Genomic DNA, 3,935 nt, shown 5'->3' on the forward strand with positions numbered 1-3,935 from the left:
AAACGCGCGCTCGGCTCAGCCGTCCCCACTTTCGCACTTTCGCACTTTCGCACTTTCGCACTCACGCACTCACGCACTCACGCACTTCCGCACTGTCCCCACCTCTGGCACGCAGCTTCCGATGCACGCGCCCGCAAACCCGACTCGCCACCAGGAGAACGCAGTGTCCGAGCAAGCCGGTCCCGTGGCCGCCCTGGAAGTGACGCCCCCGTCGCAGCTGGCCAGCACCGGCCGCGCCACCGAGCTGGCGCAGCTGCTCCAGGCGCGGCGCGGCGAGCGGCACATCGTTGCGCTGCAGGACTTTCCCGACCCCGACGCCATCTCGTGCGGCCTGGCCTACCGCGAGATCGCCCACCGGTTCGGCATCGCCGCCGACCTGGTGTACGACGGGCAGATCAGCCACCCGGAAAACCGCGCGCTCGTGAACCTGCTGGGCGTTCCCATCGAGCAGTACGAGCCGGAGATGGACCTGGAGAAGTACGCCGCCGCCGTGTTCGTCGACAACCAGGGCTCCACCACACACCTGACGGACCGGCTGAAGGAGGCGGGCGTGCCCACGCTGGCGGTGGTGGACCACCACGACCCCGACGACGTGCTGGACCCCATCTTTTCCGACGTGCGGCCGATGGGCGCCGCGGCCACCATGTTCGTGGAATACCTCTCCAGCGGCGAGCTGCTGACGCTGGAAAAGAACAACGAGCACCACACCCGCCTGGCTACGGCGCTGATGCACGGCCTGCACAGCGAGACGGACGGCTTCGTGCACGCGCGGGCGCCGGAGTACCGCGCGGCGGCACACCTGGCGCCCTTCATCGACCCGGACCTGCTGGAAGAAGTGCTGTGCGTGCAGAAGTCGCACGCCACGCTGACGGCGATCGAGCAGGCGCTGCACAACCGCGTGGTGCGCAACGGCTTCTCGGTATCAGGGGTGGGCTACGTGCGGTGGGCGGAGCGCGATTCCATTCCCGTGGCCGCCGACTTCCTGCTGACGGAGGAGAACGTGCACACCTCGGTCGTCTTCGGCCTGCTGGCGGAGGAGGACGGGCGCGAGGTGGTGTCTGGGAGCCTGCGGACGCACCGGCCCACGCTGCACGTGGACGAGTTCCTGAAGCGCGCCCTGGGCGAAGACCTGCGGGGGCGCCCGTACGGGGGCGGGCGCAGCCGCGCGGGCGGGTTCGAGATCGACGTGGGATTCCTGAAGGGCGACGAGGACGATCCCAACCAGCAGGCCATGAAATGGGCCCTGTTCGACCGCCGCATCCGGAGGAAGCTCTTCCGCGCGGCGGGGGTGGAGGAGCTGGACGAGACCTGCGGGCCCGAGGAGGGGTGAGGCGTCAGCCGGCGACGAACACGTTCCACTCGCAGGCGTCGGCGCCGCGCGCGGTGCAGGCCACGTGCTTGGCGTTGTGCGGCCGGGCGCCGTACTGCGACATCAGCTCGCTGACCACGCCGGTGTAGAAGGCGCAGGCCGCGCCGCCGGGGTCGGCGTTGCTGGTGAGGGCGCCGCGCAGGCGAACGGTGAAGGGCCGGGGCTGCACCTGCAGCTGCGCCGTCCCCGCCAGCTGCCCGATCACCCGGCGCGCGGCGCGGGCGGCGGCGCGCATCTTCATTCCCGAGGGGAGCAGGCGCGCCCAGCGCCGCGACGCTCCCGACTTTTCCTCCCACGCACGGCGCGCCACGCGGCGCCCCGCCTCTTCGAAGATCTCGTCGCAGTCCGGCCGGCGGATCACCAGCCGGATCAGGTCTTCGACGGTGGCGCTGCTCTGCAGGCTCTTCTTGCGCGTTTCTTCGCGGAACTTGTGGATCTGCAGGTACACCACGTCGCTCAGGCCCAGGCGCCGGGGCATGCTCGCGGCCAGGTCTTCACCTTCCAGCAGCTCCTCGGGCCGGTCCATGTCGCGCATGGTTTCCAGCAGGATCAACGGAAAGACGGGGGTCACGCTGGGCGTGTTGGGCCCAACGGGCCGGCGGCTGGAGGTCCTGCTCATTCTCGCGGAAGATCCGTGCATCTCGGTGGATGAAGGCGCCCAATCTCGCCCGGCTACCCGCCTTCTGGCAAGGTGGGGCGCCGGAACGAGTCCTGCCTTGGCGTGCCGCCGTCCACCGTCCTGAACCACCGTACCTGGAGATCGATGCCGTTTCCTCCCGCACACATGCTCATCGGCGCCGGCCTGGCGGAGGTCGCCCGCTCCGGAATGCGCGACCCCCTGCCCCGCTGGCAGGCGTGGGCCGTGGGCGCGGGGATGGCGGCGCTGCCGGACGTGGACATCGTGCTGGGGATCGCGCTGGGCAAGGGCGGCTCGTACCACGGCACGTTCACCCACAGCCTGTCGGCGGTGGTAGTGTGGGCGCTGATCGGGTACGCCGTGGGCGGGGAGCGGTGGGCCGCGGTGTTCGGCGTGGGCTACGCCTCGCACCTGGCGGCGGACCTGCTGGATGAAAGCGGGCCGACCAACCTGATGCTGGGCTGGCCGTTCTCGGGGCAGCGGCCGTACTCCATCGGCAAGCTCTTCCCCAAGGTGCCGGTGGAGGGCGACGGAATGGCCGACACGGCGATGAACGTCCTGCAGCCGGAGCCGCTGATGCTGCTGGCGGCGCAGACGGCGATGGCCGCCGGCTTCTTCGCCGTTTTCCTCCTGCTCGCGCGGCTGATCCGCGGCTGGCGGCAGCGCGTGTCGGCTCCGGTCAGCGGTTGATGGCGGAAAGCAGGTCGTCCATGGCGATGGAGCAGCCGCGCGCTTCCGCGCCCCGCGCGCGGCCCAGCACGCGGAAGCCTTCGGGCGATGTGATGCCGAGGTCCGCCGTCTGGATGGCGGCGACGGAGTGGAGGTTGGCCAGGTCCACGTGGCGCAGCACGCCCGTCTCGCCGTGTGGAAGCGGCTTCAGCGTCTCGGGGTCGGTCGCCTGCGTGCGCACCCACGCCGGACCGACGTGCAGCCGCTCCGAAGGCGGAAGCGCCGCCCCCGCCACGCCGTCGTAGAACTGCGAGCTCATCTCCGTCATCCCGTACTCGTTCACGCACCAGGCGTACGGAATCCCCAGCAGCTCGTCGAATCCGGCGTACAGCTCCTGGCGCGTCACCTCGCGCGAGCGGCCCTTGAATCCCCCCGTGTCCATCAGGCGCGACCCCGGCGGAAGGCGGTGGCGCGTGCCGGCCTCGCGCAGCGCATCCAGCCAGTGCACGAACGCGAACGCCGTCCCCACGATGCACACCGGCTCGCCGTCCCTCTCCGCGGCATGCAGCGCGTCACCGAGCCCCACGTGGTCGATACCGCCGTCCGGGGACACGAACCATCCGCTACCCTCGCTCCCGAAATCCGCCATCACCGCGCCCGCCATGTGAGAGAGCGACGAATCGGGGAGCGCGGACGGTGGCGGGACGAGCGAGATCACGCGTGGGCGGGCGCCGTCCGGCAGCAGGTGCGCGGCGAAGCCGGCCCGCAGCGCGGCGTCGTACAGCGCCAGGTCGGGCACGTGGTGCGTCCCGCGCCGCTCCGGCCCGGCGGTCGTGCCGCTGGTGCGGAACACGGCAGCCATCTCCACACCTGCGTCACCGCAGACGAGCGCCGCGGCCTTGAACGCGTCCGTGGGCACCGCGGGGATGTCGCCCCAGTGCGAGATGCTATCCGGGGTCGCGCCCCGCCGGTCGCAGAACAGCCGGTAGGGCTGGTTGCACGCGTACTGGTGGGCGAACACCGCGCGCGCCAGCCGGTCGAACTCGCCGTCGTCCATGGCGGTGCCCGGCCCCATGCTGATGCGGGACAGCAGCTCGGCGTGCAGATCGTCAGGTGCGGCAGTGGTCATCGGCGGATCGGGATGCGGTGCTCGGGCGCGCGACAGGTAGTCGTGCGCGGCGGGATGGTGGGTGCGCGGGGGTGCTTCGGCAAGTCGGGGAGTGCGCGAGGCCAAGTTCGGTGCTCGGGCAGGCGCCCCCC

4 protein-coding genes are annotated in these 3,935 nt (G+C 71.1%); 2 read left to right on the forward strand and 2 right to left on the reverse strand.

Annotation, left to right across the window (positions count from 1 at the left end):
- Nucleotides 1–163: 163 nt before the first annotated feature.
- Entirely contained in the window at nt 164–1,330 is a 1,167-nt protein-coding gene (locus VIB55_RS10745) for a bifunctional oligoribonuclease/PAP phosphatase NrnA (protein WP_331876661.1), read from the forward strand.
- A gap of 4 nt (nt 1,331–1,334) precedes the next feature.
- Here the strand turns inward: VIB55_RS10745 and VIB55_RS10750 are convergent, their stop codons facing one another.
- Nucleotides 1,335–1,988 carry a 4-vinyl reductase gene (locus VIB55_RS10750; protein ID WP_331026146.1) on the reverse strand — a complete coding sequence of 218 codons (654 nt, stop codon included), beginning with the start codon at nt 1,986–1,988 and terminating at the stop codon, nt 1,335–1,337.
- Between the two features lie 144 nt (nt 1,989–2,132).
- Between VIB55_RS10750 and VIB55_RS10755 the strand changes: the two genes are divergently transcribed.
- The gene (locus VIB55_RS10755) at nt 2,133–2,696 is read left to right on the forward strand and encodes a metal-dependent hydrolase (RefSeq protein ID WP_331876662.1); all 564 of its coding nucleotides are present in this window, start codon (nt 2,133–2,135) and stop codon (nt 2,694–2,696) included.
- Here the strand turns inward: VIB55_RS10755 and VIB55_RS10760 are convergent.
- Nucleotides 2,686–3,804: a hypothetical protein gene (locus VIB55_RS10760; protein WP_331876663.1), complete on the reverse strand. Its 1,119-nt coding sequence runs from the start codon at nt 3,802–3,804 to the stop codon at nt 2,686–2,688. The genes VIB55_RS10755 and VIB55_RS10760 overlap by 11 nt on opposite strands.
- Between the last annotated feature and the right edge of the window lie 131 nt (nt 3,805–3,935).

The sequence above is a fragment of the Longimicrobium sp. genome (assembly GCF_036554565.1).
Taxonomy (GTDB): Bacteria; Gemmatimonadota; Gemmatimonadetes; order Longimicrobiales; family Longimicrobiaceae; genus Longimicrobium.

What these genes read in the sequence shown, in the direction of transcription:
- VIB55_RS10755 (WP_331876662.1), top strand. Translation starts at nt 2,133, where the DNA reads ATGCCGTTTCCTCCCGCACACATGCTCATCGGCGCCGGCCTGGCGGAG.
- VIB55_RS10750 (WP_331026146.1), bottom strand. Translation starts at nt 1,988, where the DNA reads ATGAGCAGGACCTCCAGCCGCCGGCCCGTTGGGCCCAACACGCCCAGC.
- VIB55_RS10760 (WP_331876663.1), bottom strand. Translation starts at nt 3,804, where the DNA reads ATGACCACTGCCGCACCTGACGATCTGCACGCCGAGCTGCTGTCCCGC.